This is a genomic window from Sutcliffiella horikoshii, from assembly GCF_002157855.1.
Lineage (GTDB): Bacteria > Bacillota > Bacilli > Bacillales > Bacillaceae_I > Sutcliffiella_A > Sutcliffiella_A horikoshii_C.
This window is the reverse complement of record NZ_CP020880.1, coordinates 214,159-238,822: the sequence shown is the minus strand read 5'-3', so window position 1 is coordinate 238,822 and position 24,664 is coordinate 214,159. Positions and strand designations below refer to the sequence as shown.

General features: G+C 45.5%; 20 protein-coding genes and 1 riboswitch. Of the genes, 4 read left to right on the top strand and 16 right to left on the bottom strand.

Going from position 1 to position 24,664, the window contains the following annotated elements:
• Nucleotides 1-89 precede the first annotated feature (89 nt).
• From B4U37_RS01255 to cydD, 3 genes are all read right to left on the bottom strand, one after another.
• Entirely contained in the window at nt 90-473 is a 384-nt protein-coding gene (locus tag B4U37_RS01255) for a hypothetical protein (RefSeq protein ID WP_157663674.1), read from the bottom strand.
• Between the two features lie 72 nt (nt 474-545).
• Complete coding sequence (gene cydC, locus B4U37_RS01250) at nt 546-2,267, bottom strand: thiol reductant ABC exporter subunit CydC (RefSeq protein WP_088016749.1); 1,722 nt, start codon at nt 2,265-2,267, stop codon at nt 546-548.
• Complete coding sequence (gene cydD / locus B4U37_RS01245; RefSeq protein ID WP_088016748.1) at nt 2,264-3,997, bottom strand: thiol reductant ABC exporter subunit CydD; 1,734 nt, start codon at nt 3,995-3,997, stop codon at nt 2,264-2,266. The genes cydC and cydD overlap by 4 nt, the downstream gene beginning before the upstream one ends.
• 281 nt (nt 3,998-4,278) lie before the next feature.
• A riboswitch (SAM riboswitch) is annotated at nt 4,279-4,399 on the top strand.
• A 122-nt stretch (nt 4,400-4,521) separates the two neighbouring features.
• Here cydD and B4U37_RS01240 point away from each other — a divergent pair.
• The 4 genes from B4U37_RS01240 to metH are packed head-to-tail and all read left to right on the top strand — an operon-like array spanning nt 4,522 to nt 12,154.
• Nucleotides 4,522-5,640, top strand: coding sequence for a methionine biosynthesis PLP-dependent protein (locus B4U37_RS01240; protein ID WP_088016747.1), 1,119 nt, complete (start codon nt 4,522-4,524; stop codon nt 5,638-5,640).
• Nucleotides 5,637-6,839, top strand: coding sequence for a cystathionine beta-lyase (metC, locus tag B4U37_RS01235; RefSeq protein WP_088016746.1), 1,203 nt, complete (start codon nt 5,637-5,639; stop codon nt 6,837-6,839). The genes B4U37_RS01240 and metC overlap by 4 nt, the downstream gene beginning before the upstream one ends.
• Nucleotides 6,823-8,685: a bifunctional homocysteine S-methyltransferase/methylenetetrahydrofolate reductase gene (locus B4U37_RS01230; protein WP_088016745.1), complete on the top strand. Its 1,863-nt coding sequence runs from the start codon at nt 6,823-6,825 to the stop codon at nt 8,683-8,685. The genes metC and B4U37_RS01230 overlap by 17 nt, the downstream gene beginning before the upstream one ends.
• Entirely contained in the window at nt 8,678-12,154 is a 3,477-nt protein-coding gene (gene metH / locus B4U37_RS01225) for a methionine synthase (protein WP_088016744.1), read from the top strand. Before B4U37_RS01230 ends, metH begins: the two co-directional genes overlap by 8 nt.
• A gap of 291 nt (nt 12,155-12,445) precedes the next feature.
• Here metH and B4U37_RS01220 read toward each other — a convergent pair whose 3' ends face one another.
• The 13 genes from B4U37_RS01220 to B4U37_RS01170 form a co-directional block, all read right to left on the bottom strand.
• Entirely contained in the window at nt 12,446-13,474 is a 1,029-nt protein-coding gene (locus tag B4U37_RS01220) for a LysM peptidoglycan-binding domain-containing protein (RefSeq protein ID WP_088016743.1), read from the bottom strand.
• 162 nt (nt 13,475-13,636) lie between these two features.
• Nucleotides 13,637-13,810, bottom strand: coding sequence for a hypothetical protein (locus B4U37_RS21725; protein ID WP_157663673.1), 174 nt, complete (start codon nt 13,808-13,810; stop codon nt 13,637-13,639).
• Between the two features lie 40 nt (nt 13,811-13,850).
• Entirely contained in the window at nt 13,851-15,143 is a 1,293-nt protein-coding gene (locus B4U37_RS01215) for a DUF4179 domain-containing protein (protein ID WP_088016742.1), read from the bottom strand.
• Nucleotides 15,130-15,663, bottom strand: coding sequence for a sigma-70 family RNA polymerase sigma factor (locus B4U37_RS01210; RefSeq protein ID WP_088016741.1), 534 nt, complete (start codon nt 15,661-15,663; stop codon nt 15,130-15,132). The genes B4U37_RS01215 and B4U37_RS01210 overlap by 14 nt, the downstream gene beginning before the upstream one ends.
• Before the next feature lie 378 nt (nt 15,664-16,041).
• A complete protein-coding gene (locus tag B4U37_RS01205; RefSeq protein ID WP_198317064.1) occupies nt 16,042-18,030 on the bottom strand; it encodes a methyl-accepting chemotaxis protein in 1,989 nt (662 codons plus the stop codon).
• A gap of 99 nt (nt 18,031-18,129) precedes the next feature.
• The gene (locus B4U37_RS01200; RefSeq protein WP_088016739.1) at nt 18,130-18,543 is read right to left on the bottom strand and encodes a hypothetical protein; all 414 of its coding nucleotides are present in this window, start codon (nt 18,541-18,543) and stop codon (nt 18,130-18,132) included.
• A 3-nt stretch (nt 18,544-18,546) separates the two neighbouring features.
• Nucleotides 18,547-18,762, bottom strand: coding sequence for a helix-turn-helix transcriptional regulator (locus B4U37_RS01195; RefSeq protein ID WP_088016738.1), 216 nt, complete (start codon nt 18,760-18,762; stop codon nt 18,547-18,549).
• 99 nt (nt 18,763-18,861) lie between these two features.
• A complete protein-coding gene (locus B4U37_RS01190) occupies nt 18,862-19,902 on the bottom strand; it encodes an ABC transporter permease (RefSeq protein ID WP_088016737.1) in 1,041 nt (346 codons plus the stop codon).
• Nucleotides 19,903-19,965: 63 nt separating this feature from the next.
• Entirely contained in the window at nt 19,966-21,228 is a 1,263-nt protein-coding gene (locus tag B4U37_RS01185) for an ABC transporter permease (RefSeq protein ID WP_088016736.1), read from the bottom strand.
• 12 nt (nt 21,229-21,240) lie between these two features.
• A complete protein-coding gene (locus tag B4U37_RS01180) occupies nt 21,241-22,173 on the bottom strand; it encodes an ABC transporter ATP-binding protein (RefSeq protein ID WP_088016735.1) in 933 nt (310 codons plus the stop codon).
• Between the two features lie 96 nt (nt 22,174-22,269).
• Nucleotides 22,270-22,416 (bottom strand): hypothetical protein, encoded by a 147-nt coding sequence (locus B4U37_RS21720; RefSeq protein ID WP_157663672.1) that lies wholly within the window; start codon nt 22,414-22,416, stop codon nt 22,270-22,272.
• 451 nt (nt 22,417-22,867) lie between these two features.
• Nucleotides 22,868-23,509, bottom strand: coding sequence for a response regulator transcription factor (locus B4U37_RS01175; RefSeq protein ID WP_088016734.1), 642 nt, complete (start codon nt 23,507-23,509; stop codon nt 22,868-22,870).
• Entirely contained in the window at nt 23,510-24,580 is a 1,071-nt protein-coding gene (locus B4U37_RS01170) for a sensor histidine kinase (protein WP_157663671.1), read from the bottom strand.
• Nucleotides 24,581-24,664 lie beyond the last annotated feature (84 nt).

The window sequence follows — 24,664 nt, the reverse complement described above, 5'->3', positions numbered from 1 at the left end:
ACACCCTAATGATAATCGTTATCATTTAAACTCTACTATACTACCCTTTCCTCCTAAACGTCAATGTAATTTATGTTAAAAGTCTACTTTCAGTTTGGGAACTCATTGTGAAGAACGAAACAACTCCAAAGGCGAAGAAGTTTGTTTTTTGGAAAGGTTTTTAGCAAATTTAGGCTTTGGGCTTTATTGATTTTGGAGGAAAAAGAGAGGAAAATGATCCAGTTTTGGGGTGTGAAAACCCATTCGGACAACTTTCCCATTGGTTCAGACATTTCATTACCTATTTTGGTGGGGGTTCGGACATTTACAGGCGGATGTTCGGTCAAATATTTTGGGCCTTCGGTCATTTGAAAAATGCGTTCGGTCATTTGACTCAAAACTTCGGTCAACTTTCTCAATTCTTTGGTCAACTCTGAGAAATCTTCGGTCAACTTCGCCAAAACTTCGGACAATTGATCCAGCACCCCTATCATCTAAGAAAAAAGCCGCCAGAGGGACCAACTATCTCTCCCCCAGACGGCCTAGCCAAAGCTAAAACCCCTAACCTACATAAACACACTCTTCTCTATCTCTTTCATCTCATAGAAGTACCCCTTCATCCTAATCAACTCGTCAAATGTGCCTGCTTCCACAACACGACCATTCTCCATGACAACAATCTGATCCATCTTCTCGAGACCCGTCAAACGGTGACTCACCAGCACCAAGGTATCCTCTGCCGCCGCCTCAAAAAGTTTTTCAAAAATTGCAGCTTCCGTTACAGCATCCACGGAGGAAGTCGGTTCATCCAAGAGCCACAAACGTTCTGACCTCAACAATGCACGCGCGATAGCAAGGCGCTGCTTCTCCCCGCCGGAAAGGTTCTCCCCTTTTTCGAGCACCGCATCATCCAAGGAAAACCCGTCAAGCTTCACCGCGCTCAATGCCTCTACCATTTCTTCATCGCTCAATCCATCTTTAGCAAGAGCGAGATTCTCCCTTACCGTGCCGTAGAAAAAGTGATTTTCCTGCAGGACGACGTTTGCCACGCCCCACAAGTCTTCCTGATCAACAGAGGCATAATCCCATGCATCCAACGAGACATTCCCATCCTCAGTTTCATAAATTTTTAACAACAACTGCAACAACGTCGATTTCCCAGACCCACTAGGCCCAACAATCGCCGTCTTCGATCCAGCAGGCAAACTAATATTCACCCCATCCAGCGTCAAACGGGATTCTCCAGGATAGCGGAAGTGGACATCCTTCATTTCGAAAGAAAACGCCGTTCCAACAGGTAATTCAACTGTTTCAGAAGACGCCACACCTACAACCGGCTCCCCGTCGACCACTTCATCCAATCTTTCCGCAGCCCGTCTGCTCTCCTCATAATGATTCGGAAAAACAGCCATCGGCGCAGCATTTTCAAACACCGTCAAGGAAATCATCACTAGCATTGCCAGGAACAATCCTTCAAACTGGCCCTCCACAGTTAGGTATGCCCCCAGCGCAAGCAAGGCCCATGACACAAGCAACGTAATAAACGTGTTCATCGATTGATTGAACATCGCCTGTTTTCCTTCTCGCTCCTGCTCCCCAACATAAGAACCGGCAGCATCGGCAAGCAACTTCTCTTTTACATCGAGTTGCTGATAGATCTTCAAGTCGCGGAACCCATAAAACAGTTCCGTCACCTCTGTCGATAGCGCCCCTCTCTCTTCTCTGACACGACTTTGCAATCGGCGTTGCCCGAGCGCAAAGTACGCTGGCACCACAAACCCTGTCAAAATTAATCCGACGAACATTACCAATGCCAGATAAATAGAGAAAAAGGAAATGAAAAATATCGTACTTAAAAAGACGAGCACCAGCACAACCGGCGGGTAGAACACACGTAGAAAGAAGTTTTGCAAGCTTTCTACATCCCCCACAATTCGTGCAAGCAAATCACCGCTTCTGTATTTCTGGAAAATTTGCGGCGCAAGCGGCTCAATTTTTTTATAAAAAGCGACACGTAGATTACTTAAAATCGTAAAAGTTGCCCTGTGCGAATATAGTCGTTCTCCGTAACGAACAAATGCCCGCGCGAAACCGAAGAGCTTCAGGACCGCAATCATCACGGTCAAGGTATAGATCGGCGGAGCCAGTGCCGCTTTGGAAATGAGATATCCACTAGAGGCAAACAGTCCCACTGCCGTAATCCCCGCTGAGAACCCGAGCAAGATGGAGAGGAGTATGTCCTTCTTCTCCATCATGACCAGCTTTACAACATGTGCTAATTCTCTCATCCTGCGCTCCCTCCTTGCTGGACAGACACCATTTCACGGTAAGCCGGTACTGCTTCGACCAACTCGTCATGCTTCCCTTGGGCGACCAATCTCCCGGAATCCAGCAGTAAAATGGTATCTGCCTGTTTAATCGTATGCAATCTGTGAGCAACCGTAATAACCGTCGACGTTTTCGCCAGCTCCTTCATAGAAGCCTGCAAGATACGCTCCGTCTGCAGATCCAGACCTGTTGTTGGCTCGTCAAACAGGATGACCGACGGCTTTTTCAAAAAGGCCCGCGCCAACGCTAATCGCTGCTTCTCACCGCCAGATAAACCTCTCCCACCTTCTCCGATCTTCGTTTCAAAACCTTCTGGTAAAGATTCAATTAACGATAGGATACCTGCTTTTTCCGCAGCATCCCTTATCTCTTCTTGGGTAGCTTCCGCCTTCCCGCCAATCGCAATGTTATCGGCAATTGTTCCTGAAAAAAGATACGGATTTTGCGAAATATAGCTGACTTGGTCAAACCACGTTTTTTCTTCGTATTCATATAACGGCTTTCCGTCCACCAGCACTTCCCCTTCTGACGGACGAATCAATCCTGCCATCAGATTGAGCAGTGTTGATTTTCCTGCTCCACTACGCCCAATTAAAGCAAGCTGCGTATATGGCGGTATATCCACTGATATATTTTCGATGGTAAACCCTTGATCTCCATAACGAAAGCCAAGGTTGTTCAATTGTAATGCAGGAGGACCATGCACCTTTTGAAATGAAGCGTCTCCCCATTCGATAGGATTTTCCTCCTCGGCCAGCTCATCTGTTACCTTTTTCGCTGCTCCCATGCTTCCGCGTCCCGTATGAAAGGCGCTTCCAAGTTCCTTCAGATACAGGTAGAACTCAGGTGCCAATACCAATACGAAGAAAGCAGTAAAGAACGTAACATTTTCAAAAACAACAAGTTGCAAGCCCACTTCAAGTGCGATCAAACCAATGGCAAGCATCGAAATGAATTCCAGCATCAACGAAGACAGAAATGCAATTCTCAACACTTCCATTGTTGCATCACGGAAGCTTAAGCTGCTGTTTTCAATCGTCTTCTGTTGCTTGGCTGAGCGACCGAAAAGCTTTAACGTCGTGAGCCCTTGCAACGTATCAAGAAACGTTCCGGAAAAAGCATTCAGTTTATCCATCTGCTCTTCTGATTTTTTCTTAGTTTTCAAGCCTACCACAATCATGAAAATGGGAATGAACGGCGCTGTGATTAGTATTATCAAACCTGTATTCACATGCTGGCTGAATGCCGCAATCAAGATCATGATTGGTATGATGCTCGATTGCATGACTTGTGGCACATACCTGCTGAAATACGGATCGATTTCATCCACCGCATCCATCATCACGCTCACCTTTTGGCCGGATTGACCTTTCAGGGAAGCTTGAACCGGACTGTTGGAAAATTTCTGCAGCAACGCAATCCGGAAATCTCGCTTTACTTTGGCAGCAAGCTTCACTCCAGTAATGCCGCTCCAATAGGTCAAGGCCGCTCGTGCAGCCAATACTACCAGGAGGCCACCCAGGAATGGCAGGATTTCTTGAAAAGTGTGGCCCCTTAGGAAGACTCGATCTACGATAGTGACGAAAAAATACGCCTGCCCGATAACCGTTGCCCCTGTCAGGATGGCAATCAAGATCAGCGTCACCCTTGTGCCTCTATGCGATTTAGCGATCGTTTTTAAATCAGTCATTATGTTAAATCCCTCTTTTCTATTAATGAAAAATGGATTGTATAGTTTAGTTAGTGAAAAGTTTCACATACTTTATAGTTAACATTATATAACATGCTCCATTTAATTTCCTCTTTTGGGATTGACCATTTTATGACAAAAAAATTCTTCTGGTACTTCACTTCTACCCCACTCCTTCACCGCATAAAATTAATTCATCCAGAAAAAAACATTGCATTTCACTCTGACCTGTTGTAAATTAGTAAAATAATTAAATTGTTCAGATAATTAAATAGTGAACTTTCTTATCCAGAGAGGTTGAGGGAATGGCCCGAAGACACCTCAGCAACCAGCAGCGCCCGTTAGAACGGACGTTGAAAAGGTGCTAATTCCAGCAAGCTGTGATGCTTGCAGAGATGAGAAGAATGAACTTTTCGATAAAAGTCTTCTTCTTATAGAAGGCTTTTTCTTTTTATCCGATAAAGCATTAAAGCCCCTGCCCTCTGGAAGAAACGATTGTCACTTACCATATAGGAGGCCCATTCATGTATAAAACGGAAACAAAGCTTGCACAAATCGGAAATCGCTCAGAAACTGCCACTGGAACTGTCAATCCGCCTGTTTATTTTTCCACTGCCTATCGACACGAAGGTATTGGGCAATCAACAGGATATGACTATACAAGAACCGGCAATCCCACTCGACATGTGTTGGAAAAGGCGATTGCGGAGCTTGAAAGCGGCGACCAAGGGTTTGCCTGCAGCTCCGGCATGGCGGCGATTCTAACTATCCTTTCCCTTTTTAAGTCCGGTGACCATCTTATCGTGTGTAAGGATTTATATGGCGGCACATACCGCCTTTTTGAAGAAGGCTATAAAAAATGGGGACTGTGTTGTAGCTATGTGGACACGACCGACCTTTCAGAAATCGAAAAAGCCATTACTTCACAAACACAAGCTATCTTTGTAGAGACTCCAACCAATCCCCTGATGGTAGAAACAGACTTAGAAGCAGTCTCTGAGCTCGCGAAAGCGCACGGACTCCTACTGATCTGTGATAATACGTTTTACACTCCTGTTCTATTAAATCCCATAAAATTAGGTGCGGACATCGTCATTCACAGTGCGACCAAGTATCTTGGCGGGCATAATGATGTGCTGGCAGGGCTGATTGTCGCAAAAGGCGTGGAGCTTTGTGAATCGCTATCGCTTCACCATAATGCAGCAGGTGCGGTACTCAGCCCATTCGATTCCTGGCTATTGATCCGCGGTATGAAAACCTTGTCCCTTCGCATGGAAAGGCATGAAAATAATGCAAAGCGAATCGCTGCATACTTAGCTCAACATGATTCCATCACAGACGTCCTGTACCCTGGAAGAGGCGGCATGCTCTCCTTCCGCATTCAAGACGAGGCATGGGTCAATCCGCTGCTTCAAAACTTGAACCTGATTACTTTTGCCGAAAGCCTTGGCGGCGTGGAAAGCTTCATCACATACCCTGCCACGCAAACGCATGCGGACATTCCGGAAAAAATTCGCATAGAGACCGGTGTATGCAACAGATTGTTACGTTTTTCGGTCGGCATTGAAGACGCTGAAGACTTGATACAAGATTTAGAGGCGGCGCTGAAAGCTGCTTCCATCCAAAAGGAGGTCCTATCATGAGCCATTCTTTTCAAACGAAGCTGTTACACAACCGCCATAAGTTTGATAAAAGTAATGGAGCGGTGAGCGTGCCCATCCAACATGCCTCCACTTTTCATCAGCCTGATATCGATTCCTTTGGCAAATATGACTATGGACGCTCTGCCAATCCGACCCGGGAAGCACTCGAAGAAACCATTGCCCACTTAGAAGAAGGAACGCGAGGCTTTGCTTTTTCATCTGGTATGGCTGCGATCTCGACTGCTTTCCTCCTTCTATCACAAGGCGATCACGTATTGATTTCAGAAGACGTGTACGGTGGAACTTACCGAATGGTGTCTGAAGTTCTTACCCGTTACGGCGTGGCGCATACGTTTGTGGATATGACAGATTTGGGAAAAGTAAAGGCGGCCATCCAGGCCAACACCAAACTGCTTTACGTAGAAACACCATCCAATCCATTGTTAAAAGTAACGGACATCACGGCTGTGTCTACTCTCGCCAAAACAATCGGAGCTTGGACTTTCGTCGACAACACCTTCTTGACGCCCTCCTTGCAAAAGCCGCTGGAGCTTGGTGCCGACCTTGTCCTGCACAGCGCAACGAAGTTCCTGTCGGGACACAGTGATGTCGTGGCAGGGCTTGCGGTGGCAAAGGATCCTGAGCTTGCCGACCGTTTAGCCTTTTTGCAAAATTCCTTCGGCGCGGTGCTTGGTGTCCAAGATGCATGGCTCGTCTTAAGAGGGCTCAAAACGTTACATGTAAGGCTGGAGCAGTCCCAAAAGTCCGCTTATAAAATTGCCAGTTACCTAGAAAAACATCCTGCCGTTAAAAAGGTTTATTTTCCAGGATTGACGACACACCCTGGCTTCACCCTTCAACACAGGCAGGCACAGGGACCTGGTGCTGTTCTTTCTTTCGAACTGCACAGCGAAGAGGATCTCCGGAAGTTTGTCGGCAAGGTCGAGATCCCGGTTTTTGCTGTGAGTTTAGGGGCGGTTGAATCCATCCTTTCCTTCCCGGCGAAAATGTCTCATGCAGCGATGCCGGAATCAGAACGATTAAAACGTGGCATCACAAACTCCCTACTCCGCCTGTCGGTAGGACTTGAAAGTGCGGAGGATCTAATAGAAGATTTTGAACAGGCATTTCAACATACCATTACAGCAGCAAGCGGTAACCAAGAACAACGGAGGGTATATCATGGGAATCTTAGATAGTTTACAACAAGACAAAATTTTAATTGCAGACGGTGCAATGGGGACCCTCCTCTATTCTTACGGTTCTGATTGCTGCTTTGAGGAATTAAATTTATCGCAACCAAACCAAATCTATAATATTCATAAGGCTTATCTGAACGCCGGCGCCAATCTAATCCAGACCAACACGTATGCAGCCAACTACCACAAGCTCGAGCGCTATGGATTGCAGGATCAAGTGAAGGAAATAAACAGTGCGGCGGTCAGGCTGGCGAAAAGGGCCGTGGCGGATCACCCTGATGCGCATGTGGTCGGTACAATCGGCGGGATTCGCGCCATCAAACCAGAAGCCATCCCCCTTGAAGAAATCAAACGTACCTTCCGCGAGCAGCTCTACTGTCTGCTGCTTGAAGGGGTCGACGGTATTTTACTAGAAACGTTTTATGACCTGGAGGAATTAGAGACAGTCCTGCAGATTGCTAGAAAAGAAACGGATTTGCCGATCATTGCGCAAGTGTCACTTCAAGAGGTTGGTTATTTGCAGAACCGCGTGCACATCACAGACGCCTTAAACCGCTTAGAATCTCTTGGTGCTGATATTGTGGGGCTCAACTGCCGTTTAGGTCCCTATCATATGATTTCCACCCTGGAAGAGGTATCGATTCCAAAGACTGCTTATCTTTCGGCTTATCCGAACGCAAGTCTTCCCTCTTATGTAGATGGAAAGCTTGAGTATGACAGCGATGCGGATTATTTTAAAGAAACGGCATTAGCGTTTCGGGATCAAGGCGTAAGATTAATAGGAGGCTGTTGCGGTACCACGCCGGCTCATATCAAGGCCTTTTCCGATGCGCTTGAAGGCGTGGCTCCTCTAAAAGAAAAGCAGGTGAAGCGAAAGGAACGAACGATTATCCTTCCTTCTTCCAAAAAGAAGGACGTTCCCACACCCCTCTTTGAAAAGGCAAAAAAACAACAATCCATCATCGTGGAACTCGATCCTCCACGCAAATTGAACACAGATAAATTTATGGCTGGAGCAAAAGCCTTGAAGGACGCAGGCATTGATGCGCTCACGTTAGCGGACAATTCCCTTGCTTCACCGAGAGTGTGCAACACTGCTCTTGGATCCATCGTGAAATCAGATATTGGCTTGCGACCGCTGATCCATATTACCTGCCGGGACCGCAATCTGATTGGCTTGCAATCACACTTGATGGGACTCCATCAACTTGGCATTCACGACGTATTGGCAGTAACCGGCGACCCAACAAAGGTCGGTGATTTTCCGGGTGCCTCCTCTGTCTATGATGTCACGTCGTTTGGTCTCATTAATATGATCAAACAGTTTAACCAAGGTGTCTCCCTTTCCGGAAAAGAACTTGGCGAGCGCACCAGTTTCTCTGTCGGAGCTGCCTTCAATCCGAATGTTCGCATCATCGATAAGGCGGTCGAACGACTCGAGAAAAAAATTGACGCAGGTGCGGATTATTTCATCAGTCAGCCTGTCTTTTCAGAAGAAAAATTACTGGAAGTCTATCAGGCTACGAAACATATTGAAGCCCCAATTTATATTGGGATCATGCCGCTTACAAGCAGCCGTAACGCCAACTTCCTTCACCATGAGGTGCCGGGAATCAAGCTGACTCCACAGGTGCTTGAGGTGATGAACCGCCATCAAGATGATCCACAACAGGCAAGTCTTGAGGGGTTGAACATTGCGAAGGGGCTGCTTGATGCCGCACTTGAACTATTCAATGGCATCTACTTGATCACACCGTTCATGCGCTATGAACTGACAGTCGAGCTTGCCAACTATGCCAAAAAATACGGTCCGTTCCATTCATCCAGGAGGGTTCAAAATGTCTAAAGCTATCACACTACTAGAACAACAGCTGCAAAAGAAAATACTGATTATGGACGGCGCAATGGGAACGATGCTGCAGCAAGCAAACCTTACGCCAGAAGACTTTGGCGGCGAAGAATATGACGGCTGTAACGAAAACCTGAATATCACCGCACCGGACGTCATTGAACGGATTCATGTAGAATATTTAAACGCCGGTGCTGATATCGTGGAGACGAATACGTTTGGCGGAACAGACCTTGTTCTTGATGAGTATGAGCTTGGTTTTAAGGCTTACGAGATTAATAAGCTTGGCGCGGAAATTGCCAAGCGTGCGACCGCTCAAGTTTCCACCCCGGAGTGGCCGCGCTTTGTCGCTGGCTCCATCGGGCCGACTACAAAAACACTGAGTGTTACGGGTGGAACCACTTTTGATGCACTGACAGATTCCTATGAGGAGCAAGCACGGGGATTACTAGACGGCGGTTCTGACTGTCTTTTAGTAGAAACGAGCCAAGACTTATTGAACGTGAAATGCGCGTTTCTTGGAATCCAGCGTGCTTTTGAAAAGACTGGTGTCACCGTCCCTGTCATCATCTCCGGAACCATCGAACCGATGGGAACCACCCTTGCCGGTCAGGCAATCGATGCGTTTTACGTATCTGTGGAGCACATGAAACCTCTTGCAGTCGGGTTGAACTGTGCGACCGGACCGGAATTCATGCAGGATCATATCCGGACACTTTCCAATTTGTCCAAAAGTGCGGTCAGCTGCTATCCGAACGCCGGCTTGCCAGATGAAGAAGGTCATTACCATGAAACACCACAGTCCCTTGCTACCAAACTTGGCGGATTTGCGGAACAAGGCTGGCTGAACATCGTCGGAGGCTGTTGTGGCACGACACCAGATCATATTCGCGCTATTGCGGATGTGATGAAAGATTACAAGCCACGAGCAGCAACTGTTTCCGACCACCACAGCGTTTCCGGGATTGAGTCATTCATTTATGACGACCCTTCCCTTCGCCCAATCATGGTCGGGGAGCGCACCAATGTCATTGGCTCCCGCAAGTTTAAGAGGCTGATTGCGGAGAAAAAATTTGAAGAGGCGGCAGAAGTGGCGCGTGCCCAAGTAAAAGGCGGCGCCCACGTCATCGACATCTGCCTTGCCGACCCGGACCGCGATGAGCTAGAGGACATGATAGCATTCGTGCAAGAGGTCGTGAAAAAAGTGAAGGTACCGCTTGTCATCGACTCCACCGACGAACAGGTCATCGAAGCAGCGTTGAAATACTCGCAAGGAAAAGCAATCATCAACTCCATCAACCTTGAGGATGGCGAGGAACGCTTTGAAGCGATCATTCCGTTGGTTCATAAATACGGGGCGGCGCTTGTCGTCGGCACCATTGACGAAGAAGGTATGGGCGTCAGTGCTGAACGAAAGCTTGAGATTGCACAGAGGTCCTATGATCTTTTGGTAAACAAGTACAAGGTCTCCCCTACTGACATCATCTTCGACCCGCTTGTTTTCCCTGTCGGTACCGGTGATGAGCAGTATATCGGTTCGGCGAATGCGACGGTGGAAGGAATACGATTGATAAAAGAACACTTCCCTGCCTGTCTGACGATACTTGGCGTCAGCAACGTTTCTTTCGGCCTCCCACCTGTCGGACGTGAAGTACTCAATGCCGTTTACCTCTACCACTGCACACAGGCAGGCCTGGACTATGCAATCGTGAACACGGAAAAGCTGGAGCGTTTCGCCTCCATCCCGGCCGAAGAGATCGAGATGGCGGAAAAATTGCTGTTTGAAACGACCGATGAGTCGTTGGCTGTGTTTACGGACTTTTACCGAGGCAAAAAGAAAGAAGCAAAGTCCAATATTCCGGATTTACCTCTAGATGAGCGACTTGCCTACTATGTGGTGGAAGGGACAAAAGAAGGGCTCCTTCCTGACCTTGAGCTTGCGTTGGCAGCTTACCCTACACCATTGGAAATCATCAATGGTCCATTAATGAACGGGATGAAAGAAGTCGGCCGCTTGTTCAATGATAACCAGCTGATCGTTGCGGAAGTGCTACAAAGCGCAGAGGTTATGAAAGCCTCCGTCGCATTTTTGGAGCCGCATATGGAAGCAAGCGATACCTCTTCTTCTAAGGGGAAGATCTTGCTTGCAACCGTTAAAGGGGATGTTCATGACATTGGGAAAAACCTGGTCGACATCATCTTGAGCAACAATGGTTATGATGTGGTCGACCTCGGAATCAAAGTGACTTCCATCGACTTGATTCAAGCTATTAAAAAAGAAAAGCCGGATATTGTTGGCCTATCCGGACTGCTCGTAAAATCTGCACAACAAATGGTGTTGACGGCGCAGGATATGAAGCAATCCGACATCTCCGTTCCTATTTTAGTAGGAGGAGCTGCGCTATCTCGAAAATTCACAGACAACAAGATCTCCAAAGAATACGAAGGGCTTGTCCTGTACGCAAAAGATGCGATGAACGGTTTGTCCCTTGCCAACCAGCTGCGTTCCCCTGAAGAGTTGGAAGTGTTGGTTAATGAGCAGGCGGAAAAACAGAAGAGATTGCGTGAGGCAGCGGCTGCTGCAGAGAGCTTAGGTGGAGCCGTTGAGGATAGCAGTGCTGTGGCAACGGCCGTTAAGGTTCGTTCCAATGTCTCTCGGAATGTCCGTGTTTTTACGCCAAGCGATACGAAGCGTCACCTGCTGCGGAACATTTCCGTTTCCCATGTGGAACCGTACATCAATATGCAAATGTTGATTGGCCACCATCTTGGGGTAAAAGGAAAAATTGAGAGGTTGATTGCTGAGAGGGATGAGCGCACCTTGCAAGTGAAAGGTGTGGTGGATCAGCTACTATCAGAAGTTAAGCGGGATAAACTCATCACTCCCGCTGCCGTGTACCAATACTTCCCGGCTCAGTCAGAAGGCGATACCCTGTTTATCTATGACCCGGAGGACACTTCTAAAGTGATTGAGCAATTCGATTTTCCAAGACAGGCAAAAGCACCCCATCTTTGCTTGGCAGATTATGTGAAGCCCCGTGACAGTGGCGTCATGGATTATGTAGGACTGTTTGCTGTAACAGCCGGCCGAGGAATTCGCGAGCTGGGTGCCGCTTATAAAAAGGAAGGCCGCTTCTTGGAAAGCCATGCCCTGCAAGCTTTAGCGCTTGAGACCGCGGAAGGACTTGCCGAACTCGTCCACCAGCAAATGCGCGACCGCTGGGGCTTCCCAGATCCGGTCAGCTTTACGATGAAGGAAAGATTCTCGGCTAAGTATCAAGGCCAGCGCTTCTCCTTTGGGTATCCTGCATGTCCGAACTTGGAGGATCAGCAGAAGTTGTTTAAGTTGATTCAGCCGGAGGATATTGGCGTGGAACTGACGGACGGTTGCATGATGGAGCCGGAAGCATCGGTCTCGGCAATTGTGTTTGCGCATCCTGAGGCTAGGTATTTTAATGTGTTGTAGTAGATGGGAACCCCGCGTGGTTGCGTGGGGTTTTTTTATTGAACAAACGTTTGATTAATTGCGGTGGTGGGATGGATTGCCGAGAGTTTTATGTTTATACAAACGTTCGATTAATAGCCGTTGGAGCATGCAGGGCAACGGATTGGGGACTTTAAACAAACGTTTGATGGATGGTTTAATTCTATTGGTAGCCAGTTAATTATTTTTTAAACAAACGTTTGACCAAAGAATTCGTTTCTTTCCTTTGCCAAAAGAAAAGGACCACCATAAGTGATCCTCCCCCTACAAATTCTAATAACCAAACTCCTCATTAGCAAACACAAGATCTACTAAAACAGGACTGATCCCCTTTTTATAAATGATAGACAGCTCCGCTCCTGAAATAATGTCATAATTAGGTGCCGTCCCGTAAGCAACCCTCAGAACAACCGGCTCCTTCTCTCCTTCTATCAGAAACTCCACTGAATTGCGATCTACTACTCCAGTTATGACCGCATTGGCTTTTATCATGCCGTCCGTTTGGATTTTCAATTCCTGACCTATCAGCACAAATTCCGAGGACATGTGGTTATCTTTCTTAATTTTATGTACGGACATATTGAACTTTTTGGCGATACCCCACAGCGTTTCCCCTGGTGCTACCGTGTAAAATGCCTTTGTCACTTTTTCCTGAGACTTTTCCACCGACTGATGATTAGATGTAGGAATGATTAACTGCTGCCCTATGCGAATTGTATCCGTTGTGAGGTTATTCTCCTTTTGGATCGAACCAACCGTTACATTGAATTTTTCACTAATAGAGAAGAGGGTATCTCCAGTAATTACTTTATATAAAGTGGTTGTACCTCCAACCTTCAGGACCTGGCCAACTTTGATTAGGTCCGTTTTAAGGTTATTTACTTGTTTAAGTTCCAGAACAGAAAGACCATATTTCTTAGCTATTGAAAATAATGTATCTCCAGATGACACTTCATGGATTGATTTCTTGTTTTCTTCCACTTCTTTAGAACCAGTTTCACTCAGTTGCAAAATTTGACCCACTATTATGATGTCAGACTTTAGACCATTCAACTCTTTTAATTCCTTGACGGACACCCCATACTTTTGAGCTAGTGAAAATAACGTATCTCCAGGTTTTACTTGGTGTACTGCTTCATTCGCAAGCACTTCACCTCTGGCGTTAACTGTGATAAACGCACTAACCGCAAGAGTTCCAGCTAGGACATAACTAACAATTTTTCTATCTCTCTTCCCCTTGTTGATTCTCTTTTGCGTCTCAATTCTCTCTTTACGAGACCTAATATTCTGACTTTCCACCATAATCCCCCTCGTTTTCTACCAATATATTCTTCCGTTTGAAGTATTTTGTCGAAATCACAGAGATATTTCGTAAAGTAGTCACTAATTATTAGGGTGGGGCAAAAAGTAGGGAGAATAGTAATAACCATTGTATTTTAGTGGATTTTTATTGAGTACATTTACTCAAATGGACGTAGTCTGTATTGTTTGTTGATTGCGGATTTTGTCATGAAGGTGAATTTGCGGGGATATCCATTCAAACGGACCATTTATCCATTGTAAAATAAATATATCAACCGTAAATTCGATATATCCATTGTAAAATCGTTTTATCCATTGTAAAACGGATATATCCATTGAAGCAAAAAAGCGGCTGGATCGGCAGCCGCTTTACTTCCTATTCTATCTCGATGGCCAGATCTTCAAAGAAATATTCCACTGGCTGATAGACAATATTTAAGTCTTCCTTCTTACCTTTTATCTCAAAGTACAGTTCAACGTAATTCCCTTTATCTCTATAGAACACATTCTTATACCTGTTAAAATTCTTATCTTCAATTTGGACGTTTTGACCGATTAGCTCAGTTGGGACCCTCCCCTTATCCAATTTGACTAACAATCTATTTTCTTTATTCGTCATACTAACCAGCTGTATTGTTCCATTTTGGGAAGATAAAACTGCCCCTTGCTTCAAAGGCTCGGTAATTGCCTTATTATAATCAATTACATACGGTATAACTTTAAACGAATCCATTTTGCGTAATGGCGCAAACTCAGAGTGTGATGTATAACTCTTACCTTCTTTCATCCGTTCAGCAAAGCCCCAATTACCGCTCTGTCTGTAATAGCTATTTGATATAAAGGATCCATCAGGTTGTTCCCCCACCACAATCATTTCTAGCAACATATCGTCTGTTATGGTTTTTCTAATGTCATCAGGTAAATAAAAACTTGTAGTCAGTTCGAGCCTGGAGGCCGTTTCTTCTAGGAGAGAAACTCTGAACCTGCTACCTTCGTCTTGCTTTTCAAGTCCAAGACCTCTTACCAGTAATCCTGGTTCTTTTTCCACTTTAACTTGGAAGTGCCATTCTGCTTGTTTTTCATTGAATTCACTAAATTCAACATTCAATTCGATTGTGCCAGCATCAGCAAGGTCTTCTGCATCAAAATCAAGTATGCCTCTATGTGTTTGATCGGCGGCTATATCCCAGTTTCCTGTGCCTCCACCAAGATCTTTACCGTTAAATGACATAGTAGAGTATACCTGCCCTTTCTTAGCTTCCTCCGCTTCCACCTCATACCCCACAGCAACACGGCTTTCATCAAAATATACCTCTTTTATCTTGATTGTCATTCCATTCGACTTTTCTTCCAAATTCAATGCGGTCGTTTTTCCCTCTTTGGCAACGAGGTTGATTCCAGGGTCACCGTGGTTGGAGAGAATGCTATCTTTTGCAACTGATCCGGAAAGGTTTTCGTCTGCATTCCAAAATGACTGTGCAAGCACGGCAATAATCCCGACCACTAATATCGCAGCAAAATTGACCTTCAACAATTGCAGCCTATTGGATTTTTTCCGTTCCCGTTTCTGCCCGATCTCCAACGCATTTTGCACCCTAGCATCCAGCTCTTTTGTCGGTACATATATATCCTCAAATTCAGCTCCAATTTCTCGGCTAAGCCTCTCCATACTTCTCTCCTCCTTCTTCGAGTTCCGCTTTTACCTGAGCCAACGTCCTGTGTAGCTGGGATTTAATCGTCCCCTCCGGCTTTTCAAAGATTTGCGCCATCTCCTTGATTGAGTAACCGTAAGTAAATCTCATCATCAATAAGCTCCGTTGTTCAGGTTTGAGTCTTTCCAGCACTTCTTCCAGGTCTAATTTATGTATGGACAGGTGGGTTTCTTTGACAGACTGTTCATGATGTTTCTCTATATCAAGGAAGGTAATTTTCTTCTTTCTTCTCAATTCATTGATAGCGGTGTTGATCAGGATTCTGGTCATCCATGTAGAAAAATATTGTGGATTTTCCAGTTTCGGGAACGCCTTGTATGCGTTGATGACGGCCTCTTGCACCACGTCCAATGCATCCTGTTCGTTTTTCACGTAGGCAAAGGCTATTTTATAAAGCTTTTCCTGCTCGTTTTTTATCAGGGACTCGAATGTCGGGCCACTTGCGGACGGTTTGAACCACGATTTTAATATTTTCACTATGTTGTGACCTCCTTTCCCTTATTAGACAAGCGACTTTTGGGAAACGTTCCAAGAATGCAAGAAAATTTTGATGGGGTTTGGGGAATAATGGGGTATTTAAGGACCAAAGTGTCATGAAAAGCGTCTAGAAAATTGCTAATACCTTCATAACCTAATAGATATCAAGAAATTTGATGATATATCAAGAAAAATTGGATTATATCAAGAAAATCTACCCACTTATCAAGAAAATTCAAGATATATCAAGAAATCTAGCAATATATCAAGAAATAGCGACCTCAACGCACAAGTAGGTCCTCGCGAACACCCTAGAAATCTATACAAAAAACCCCGGCCATCCACTCTCTCACCCGGCCGGGGTTCCCACAAAAAATCTTACAACTTAAACTTCTTAATCAACTCACTCAAGTTCTCACTCATTGCAAGCAACTCTTCAGCTGAATATGCTATACTGCTGATTGCCTTCACTTGCTCGTCTGTTGAAGCTGCAATTTCTTCCGTACCTGCAGCAGACTGCTCCGCGATGGCCGATATGCTTTGAACAGAAGCAAGCACTTCTTCCTTGGACTCATTCATGGCATTCATGTTGCCCATAATGTCTTCGATGAATCCAATGATAGAGCGGATGTTGGTCGCGATTTCTCCGAATGACTCTCCAGTGTCCGTTACAGCAAGGCTTTGCTCGCTTGAGATCTTATTCGTTCTCTCCATCTCCGCCAAAATTACAATGGACTCTTCTTGAATACTTGAGATGGTCTCTTTAATGTGCTGGGTCGAGTCGGCTGTTTGTTCCGCAAGCTTTCTTACTTCCGTTGCCACAACCGCAAATCCACGGCCATGTTCGCCGGCACGAGCTGCTTCAATGCTTGCATTCAATGCCAACAGATTGGTCTGATTGGAAATTTCGTTAATGGTATGCGTAATTTCTTCTATACTATTAATTTTGTCCGTAAACTGGGTCATTAACGCATTAAGACTCATTACAATTTCTGTTGACTCATTTGTGTGGCCTTGCAGCACCCCAAGCTTCTTCAGACCGGTTTCATTCGCAGAAATAATCTGTCCAGAGAGCGCCTGAAGATTGTCTTGCTTGGATAACACATCCTCAATATTATCCGCTAGGTTTTGGGTACGAGAGCTTGTTCCTTCTAAATCGGTTGCCTGTTGGACCGCACCTTTTGACAGTTCCTCGATAGCGCGGTTCATCTCTTCGCTCGTTGCGGAAACCTCTTCTGTGACCGCACTCATATCTTCCACAGATGCCTTCACTTTTTGAGAAGAATCGGCCACCGTTCCAATCATCTCGCGCATATTCACTAGCATTGTTTTAAAGGACGTTGCCAACACACCAATTTCATCTTTGGAACCAACCTCAATATCCCCGGTTAAATCTCCATCGGCAACTTTGGTAACCTCAGAATTCAACCTCAATATCGGCCTAGTAATATAACGTGCTAATAGAATGGTAGAAATACTTGCCACCACAATAGCGATTAACCCTACAATTACAATTGTTCTCAAGATGCCATTTGCCAATTGGAGCATATCTTTTTCCAAAAACACTCCGCCTATTTTCCAGCCAGTTTCATTGACAGTGTTAAAAGCCAGCACCCTGTTCTCTCCGTCAAATGTATACCTTTGGACACCTTCCGTTTCTTCCTTGTAGATGTTATCGATGAACGGTAGGTCCTGATCTAACAGGTTTTCCCCAGTCAACGTAGGATGCACCAATGCAACTCCGTAATTGTCCAAAAGAATGCTATATCCACCATATCCAAGTTCTTTTTGTGCAACTAGCTCTTCCAAAGCGGTAATATTAATATCTGTTGCAAGCACTCCCTGTACAACTCCATCTCCTGTTACCGCTTTTGCTAAAGTGATGACCGGTTCACCGGTACTTGAATCTGCATAAACATCTGTATAAATGACCTCACCTGGGCTTTGCATAGCCTGCACATACCAAGCTCGAGTAGTAGGATCGAAATCTGATGGGAGATCCATGGCAGGAGAAGAATAGAACTCTTTTCCGGCGGTTGCCAAGTATAGGACCTGCATGTCAGGGAAATTCCCTAATACCTTGTCGAATCCCTCCAACATAGTCTCCTCATTTGCTGCGGATCCATCTACGAGAAAATCATCGACTAATGAGGTGCTCCCATAAGAGCTAAGTATTTTAGAATAGTTATCTAGGTAAATATGAATCATTTCTTCAAGATCTACCATCGCAGCTTCCGCATCTGCAACGACGTCATGATCTATTTTCTTTTTGGCTTGGCTATATGTAACGGCGCCTACACTGGCAATGATCAAAAATATTAGTAACAAAAACGAAAATACCAGTTTGCCTCGTAATGATGTAAACATATTTAAGACTCCTTTATTTTTAACAGATAAACATTTTATCGACATAGTATGTTAAATGTTAAGAAGCAAGGGAGAAGTCAGTATTTTCAAAAAATGCCATTAAAGCCGCGCCGTCACAAGCGCTCCCATTCCAACGGCGATAAACAAAATGCTTAGATACACAGCAAGCATTCCTACTTCTACCGTTTCCACGCCAAGAAGGGCAAGTGTCACGACAATAGCTGCGCTGCCTATGAACACCACATACAGGGCTCCCAAGAAATAGCGTTTCATCAATAGCATACTGCGCTCATCAAATTCGGGTAATTTCGGCTTTCTTTTTTTGCGGAAGAACATGATGAGGAGCACCAAAATTAGCCCTCCCAATGTACCTTGAAACATGGATAGTAGAAGGCTATAATCAAAAACCCCTTCTTCCCGGCCGATTATATAGATCCCCAAAGCTCCACCAATCTGCATGCAAATTAAGATGACTACAAATGCCAACCAGAACCACTTCTTATTATTTTTCATCCTCTACTCCCCTTTTTTCGTCTCTTCTAGATAAAACATTTCCTCAATCGGCACATCAAAGTAGGCAATCAGTTTGAGGGCCAACTCTAAGCTTGGATTGTGTTTATTTTTCTCAATGGCATTAACCGTTTGCCTGGTGATTTGTAGATCTTCGGCCATCTTGATTTGTGTAATTCCACGCTTTTGCCGAATTTCTTTAATGTGATTGATTACTGCCACGGGCGTCCCCTCCATAAAAGGTAAAGATATCTTTACATACACTATAAACAAAAAAAGGAAATATGTAAAGATACCTTTACACACTTCCTCAGAAAAAATTTACACTGTTGCTTTCCGCTCCATCAGGTTCAATCCAATTCCCATAAAGAGGACACCCATGCAAAATAGTACCGAAGCCGGTAGCAAAAATTGCGACAAGGACCAATCCAACAACGTTGCGCCCTTCAGCATTTCCATTCCATATGTCATTGGGATCAGTTTGGACAAGGTGAGCAAAGCCTCTGACTGAACGATTTCAAGTGGCCAGTAGGCGCCGCCGATCATGGCCATACTCACTGATATCAACGGAATGACTGCATCCAATTGCCTTGGGTTGGTGGCAATCGCGCTAATTAGTATTCCAAGGGACACAATCGCAAACAAAAATGGGATAATCACAAGGAGAATCATTGGGTAGCCACCTTTTAAATCTACTCCCAATATGAAGTGGAAAAAGGAGAAAACCAGTGCCAGTTGCGCGTATCCAAGTAAAAAGCTGAAGCTTACATGCCCCAGATATAACTGCACTTTCGTTAACGGAGACAAGATCATCCTGTTCCACATTCCATTTCTCTTTTGCTCCAAAATAGTACTGACTGTATAGGTGACCGTAAAGATAACAAAGAAAAGCGAGAATCCGAACAAAGCCTGCAGAGAAGCATCATAGACGAATTCACTCTCTTTAAAAGATTTTTCCGAAACAGCAAACAATCCGCTGCTTTCTTCTACCTTTTTTCTCAAATCGTCTGGTGTAGCATTGAGTCTTTCCGCTGCGTCTGTGAGCGTGCCCTCTGACTGCACCACGTTCGCTACATGCGACTCTATCAGGGTGATATTGGGAGTGGTGGCACTAAGATAAAGTTTGTAGCTATCCCTCTCCAATTGTAACCCAATGTCGATGGTGCCTTTTTCGAGTTTTTCTTTTACCGAGGATTCTTTTTCCGAAACAAAAACGGTATTCTCTGCTTTGGAATTTAGAGCTTGAATCAATTCTGTTTGTTCGGCCTCCGTTAGGGTGGTTGAAAATACAGGGAGTTCTACAGGTTCCCCTTGATTTACCTGTCCGAGTGCGAGGGCAAATACAAACGTTAGTACGATCATACCGATTACCGCAAATGGCTGCCTTCTTAAATACTGTAAATGGTTGATTAATATGGCCCTTATTTAAATCAACCTCCTTTTAGGAAAAATAGGGATGGCGATCAGGAGAAGGCCGATACTCACCACTGCTAGGCGGAAAAGGTTACCAGTAACTGTTGCAAGCTCTCCGCCACTTAATATTTTCAGGTAGCCTTGCAGGGCGGCACCGTTTGGCGTGAAAGATGCGATTGTAAACATCGTGTCGGAAACTTCATTCCAAGGGACAAAGCTTCCGCCCAAGAAAGCAAACACACTGACAAGGAATCCGGAAAACATCGTGGATACCCGTTGCGTTTCAAAGCGGTAATTCAAGGCGGTAATTAGCACTGCCATCGAACCGACCACAAAACTGAAGAAGAGCGTGATGGCAAGGAATCCTAGTAGATCCGGCCATATCACCTGATAAATCAGAGCGGCCAAACCGTATAACGCACACAATTGAAGGAAGCAAATGAGGACTGCTGAAAACCACTTACTTGACGCGTACATCCAAGGGTTCGTATTGGTTAAAAGTATTCGGTCATACACAAATGTGGCTTTTTCATAATAAGCATAGCCAGCTACAAAGGATACGACATATAAAGCAAACATCGTACTCATCCCCACCGCAAAATAACCAAAGGAATCCACTGGCACTTTTCCGTCCACCGTTACTGTTTCCCCTGTGACCTCCGCTACATTCTCGAAACTAGGGAACGCCTGATTCGTTTGTTGAGCCTCTTGTGTCAACACCGTTTGCAAACGTATCTGATTGGTAAAATCTTCTACCACATCTGAGATGATACTGGCTTCTAGCCCCTTATCTTCGTTTAAGTAGAGCTGCAATTCTTTTGTCGTTTCCTGGTTGAAAAATTGCCCTTTCCAAGTCTCCAAGCGAAGCCCCTCTGAAAATTGCAGAACCCCAGCGTATTCGTCATTGGCAAGAGCCGCATCCAGATCTGTTTCTTCTTTTACATTCAGCAAATTTTGAAGTTCCTCTTTCATTACCGTATCAACGAGCAACTCTGGCAAGGAGGTCTGTTCGGCCGCTTCAAGGATTGGTGCTCTGCCTTGGTCAGGAATATTTTCGGATTGCATCCATTCGTCGAATTGCTCTAACTCTGTTTGGAGATCTCCTTGGTCAAGGACCGCCACCTGAGCGTTCAGAGTTACTTCGTCGCCAGAGTTCCCCCCTAATGCAAACCCAAGAATCGTTATTAAAACAAACGGCATCGCAAGCAAGATCAGGACTTCTTTTTTATCCCGCAGCAAGTGAAGGAGGTCTTTTTTGATAAACGCACGTAACACGTTAGATTCCCCCTAATCCCGAAGCTTGCGACCTGTCAGATGCAAAAAGACATCCTCAAGTGTCGGCGCTTTTATTTGTATGCCTTTAAGCGGACTTTCTGTTTGCTTTGCCGCATCAAAGACATCTTCTAGCAGGTTAATTTTCTTTGGAGCAAGCAAGATAATTTTCTTATCAAGCGAGGTTACGGATGAAATGGCTGGAACGCCCTCCAGCTTTTCGATAAATGCCGGGTTGACCTTTTCCACTTCGACCTCGATAGTATGCTCGGAGGAAAGAATATTTTTCACTTCATCCTTTGTCCCGGAGGCAATTACTTCGCCGCGGTCCATAATATAGAGGCGCTGACAAAGAAACTCCACTTCCTCCATGTAATGACTTGTGTAAAGAACCGTAATCCCTTTTTCTTCGTTCAGCTTTTTCACCGTCTCTAAGATGTAATTTCTAGATTGCGGGTCGATTCCGACAGTCGGTTCATCCATGATTAAGATTTCTGGCCTGTGTAGCAGTGCCACTGCGATATTGAGTCGGCGCTTCATCCCTCCGGAAAATTGCTTGACCGGTTCTTTTTGACGCTGCTCAAGGCCTACCAACGTCAGGACTTCTTCGATTCTCTGTTTTAATTCGCTTTTTGGCAGTTTGTAAATCTTCCCGAAAAAGCTCATATTTTCATAGGCAGTCAGTTCCGGGAATACCGCGATCTCCTGCGGCACGACACCCAAGATTTCTCTGAGGTGCTGCGGCTGATCTTTAACACTTTCCCCTTTGAGGAGCACATCCCCGCTTGTCGGGCGGACAAGGGAAGAAAGCATGGAGATCGTGGTGGACTTGCCGGCTCCATTTGGCCCGAGCAGCCCCACCGTCTCCCCTTTTTCTAAGTATAAGTTGACGCCTTTAACGGCTTGCGTATTTTTGAACGTTTTGGTTAGTTGAATGGCTTCTAGCATGTTCGTTGCCCCCTTTGTTACTTCTACTATACTATCGGCTCGAGGGAAGTTAACCTGAAGAAGGTCATTAGTTTGTGAGAGTGGGGGTGACTTTAGTCACTTTTGTGGTGGAGAGTTTGGACGTAAAAAAGCCCGAATGGATTTCTCGAGCTTCAAGCATGCTTCATTAAAGTCCCCTGTTGCTTCATACCCTGCGGCAATCTCACCAACTTTTAGATGCTTTTTGTTCTGTTCGAGCTGCATCGAGCACTCTATTAGACGGAACGTGCAGTGTTACTTCTGCTTCGGGCGTATTGACCCCGCCTATTTGACCGAACACCTTGTTTTACTTCCGCTTCGGGCGTATAGAACCCTTCTATTTGACCGAACTCCCAGTCTCACATCTGCTTCAGGCGTATAGAGCCCCTCTATTTGACCGAACACCTTGTTTTACTTCCGCTTCGGGCGTATAGAGCCCTTCTATTTGACCGAACTCCCAGTCTCACTTCCGCTTCGGGCGTATAGAGCCCCTCTATTTGACCGAACTCCCAGTCTCACTTCCGCTTCGGGCGTATAGAACCCTTCTATTTGACCGAACTCCCAGTCTTACTTCTGCTTCAAGCGTATAGAGCCCCTCTATTTGACTAAACGCTCCATTTTTAAAGGGCTTCAAGTCTTCAGGTGGATAATATTGGAATTAAACTATAAAACCCGCCTACACAACCCCATTCCGAATCGCAAAAATCGCAAGCTGTGTCCGGTCCCTCAACCCAAGCTTTTGTAAAATAACCGTCACATGATTCTTCACCGTTCCAATAGACAGATGCAAGGCTTCTGCAATCTCCTGATTATTTTTCCCCTCACCCACAAGCTGTAAAATGGTCCGCTCCCGGCTGGTCAACTCGACCATCTCCATACTAGAGGGTGCTTGCCCCGGCCGATTAATCAACCTCGGAACCACCTTTCCCGCTACCGAGGCATCGATGGAAATCCCTCCATTCAAACAACTCTCGATCGAGGACAAAAGGTTCGCCGCATCCGCATCTTTCAATAGATAGCCTAATGCCCCAAGCCTCAACGCCTCCATTGCATATTCATCATCTGCAAAAGTCGTCAAGATCAACACCTTCGCTTTCGGGTCACGCTGCCTGATGACCTTCGTCGCTTCAATTCCCGTCATGACAGGCATCCGTACATCCATCAGCACCAAGTCCACCAGGTGCTTTTCATAAGCATCGACTGCTTCCTTCCCGTTTGCGACCTCGGCCACAACCCGAAACGAAGGATGCTGCTCAATCATCATTTTTATTCCTTGCCGAACCAATGCCTGGTCCTCTGCTAGCAATATATTAATCACTTAATATGTAACTCCCTTCAAAGGGAAAATTCCCTTCACTGTAAAATATCCCTCGGTGACTTCCCGCTCCATCCGTCCGTTCAAGCCTTCCATTCGCTTTCGCATATTTTGCAGTCCAAATCCTTCTTCCACAGGACCTGTAACCTCCACTTTATTTTCCACTTTCACCTGAAAACTGTGTTCTCCGATAATTTCAAGTGTAACGGAGATTTCCTTCGAGCTACCATGCCTCATCGCATTGGTCAGCCCTTCCTGTACAAATCGGTACAAAACAATGTTCTGCTCATTGCTAAGTGGCTGCGATAGCACGCCAGTTTTAGTCGTCAACTGCACCCTCATCTGACTTTCCGCTTCCAGCTTTCTAATCAAATGAATCACAGAAGAGATCCCCTGCTCCTCTTCCCCCTGCAAGGCCTTCACTGCTTTTCGCATCCCATCCAGGCTTTCTCTGGCCAACTGTTTGGACTGCTTCACAATGAAAGCAACCTTCTCTTCCCCGGCAGCCTGTTCCGCCACTGCCAACTGCATCATGAGTGCTGTCAGCTGGTGCCCCACAGAATCATGAATATCCCTAGCAATCCGGTTCCTCTCCTCGACTCTGGCAACCTCCTCATTTTCAAGGACCTGCCTTTTTAACACACGATACTCCACCAACAAACTTTTCCACTCTCTATCAAACTTCTCATTATCACGGTAGTATCGATGAATGAGCGCCCCCACCCCGATCAACATGATGAAAAGAAATAGATGATAGAAAAATAAATCAGAAACTGCCAGAACGCTAAGGGTGAACATAACAGGCAAAAGAACAGCCACTGTCGTGAGGACAGCCTGCTTGGTAACGGAAGATTGCATTCCTTCCACCAATAAAAAATAGACCAACAGCCAAGGCAACACATCAAACGGCGTCAGAATAAAGTGTTGCATCAACACTACGGCCCCAGTTGCCAAAAAATACGCAATCCACTTCTCTTTCCAAATCGGCATGGAAAAATAAAGCCCCAAATACATTCCCGCCGCCAAAAGATAGGCAGCCAACAGCGTGCCTGTCAGAGAATAATAGATTGGCATGATTAAAAGAATCGCGCACACAAAACAAAGTTTTATCCAAAGTGAACTAACCCTGCTACCCATAAATCATTCCCGCCTTTATTT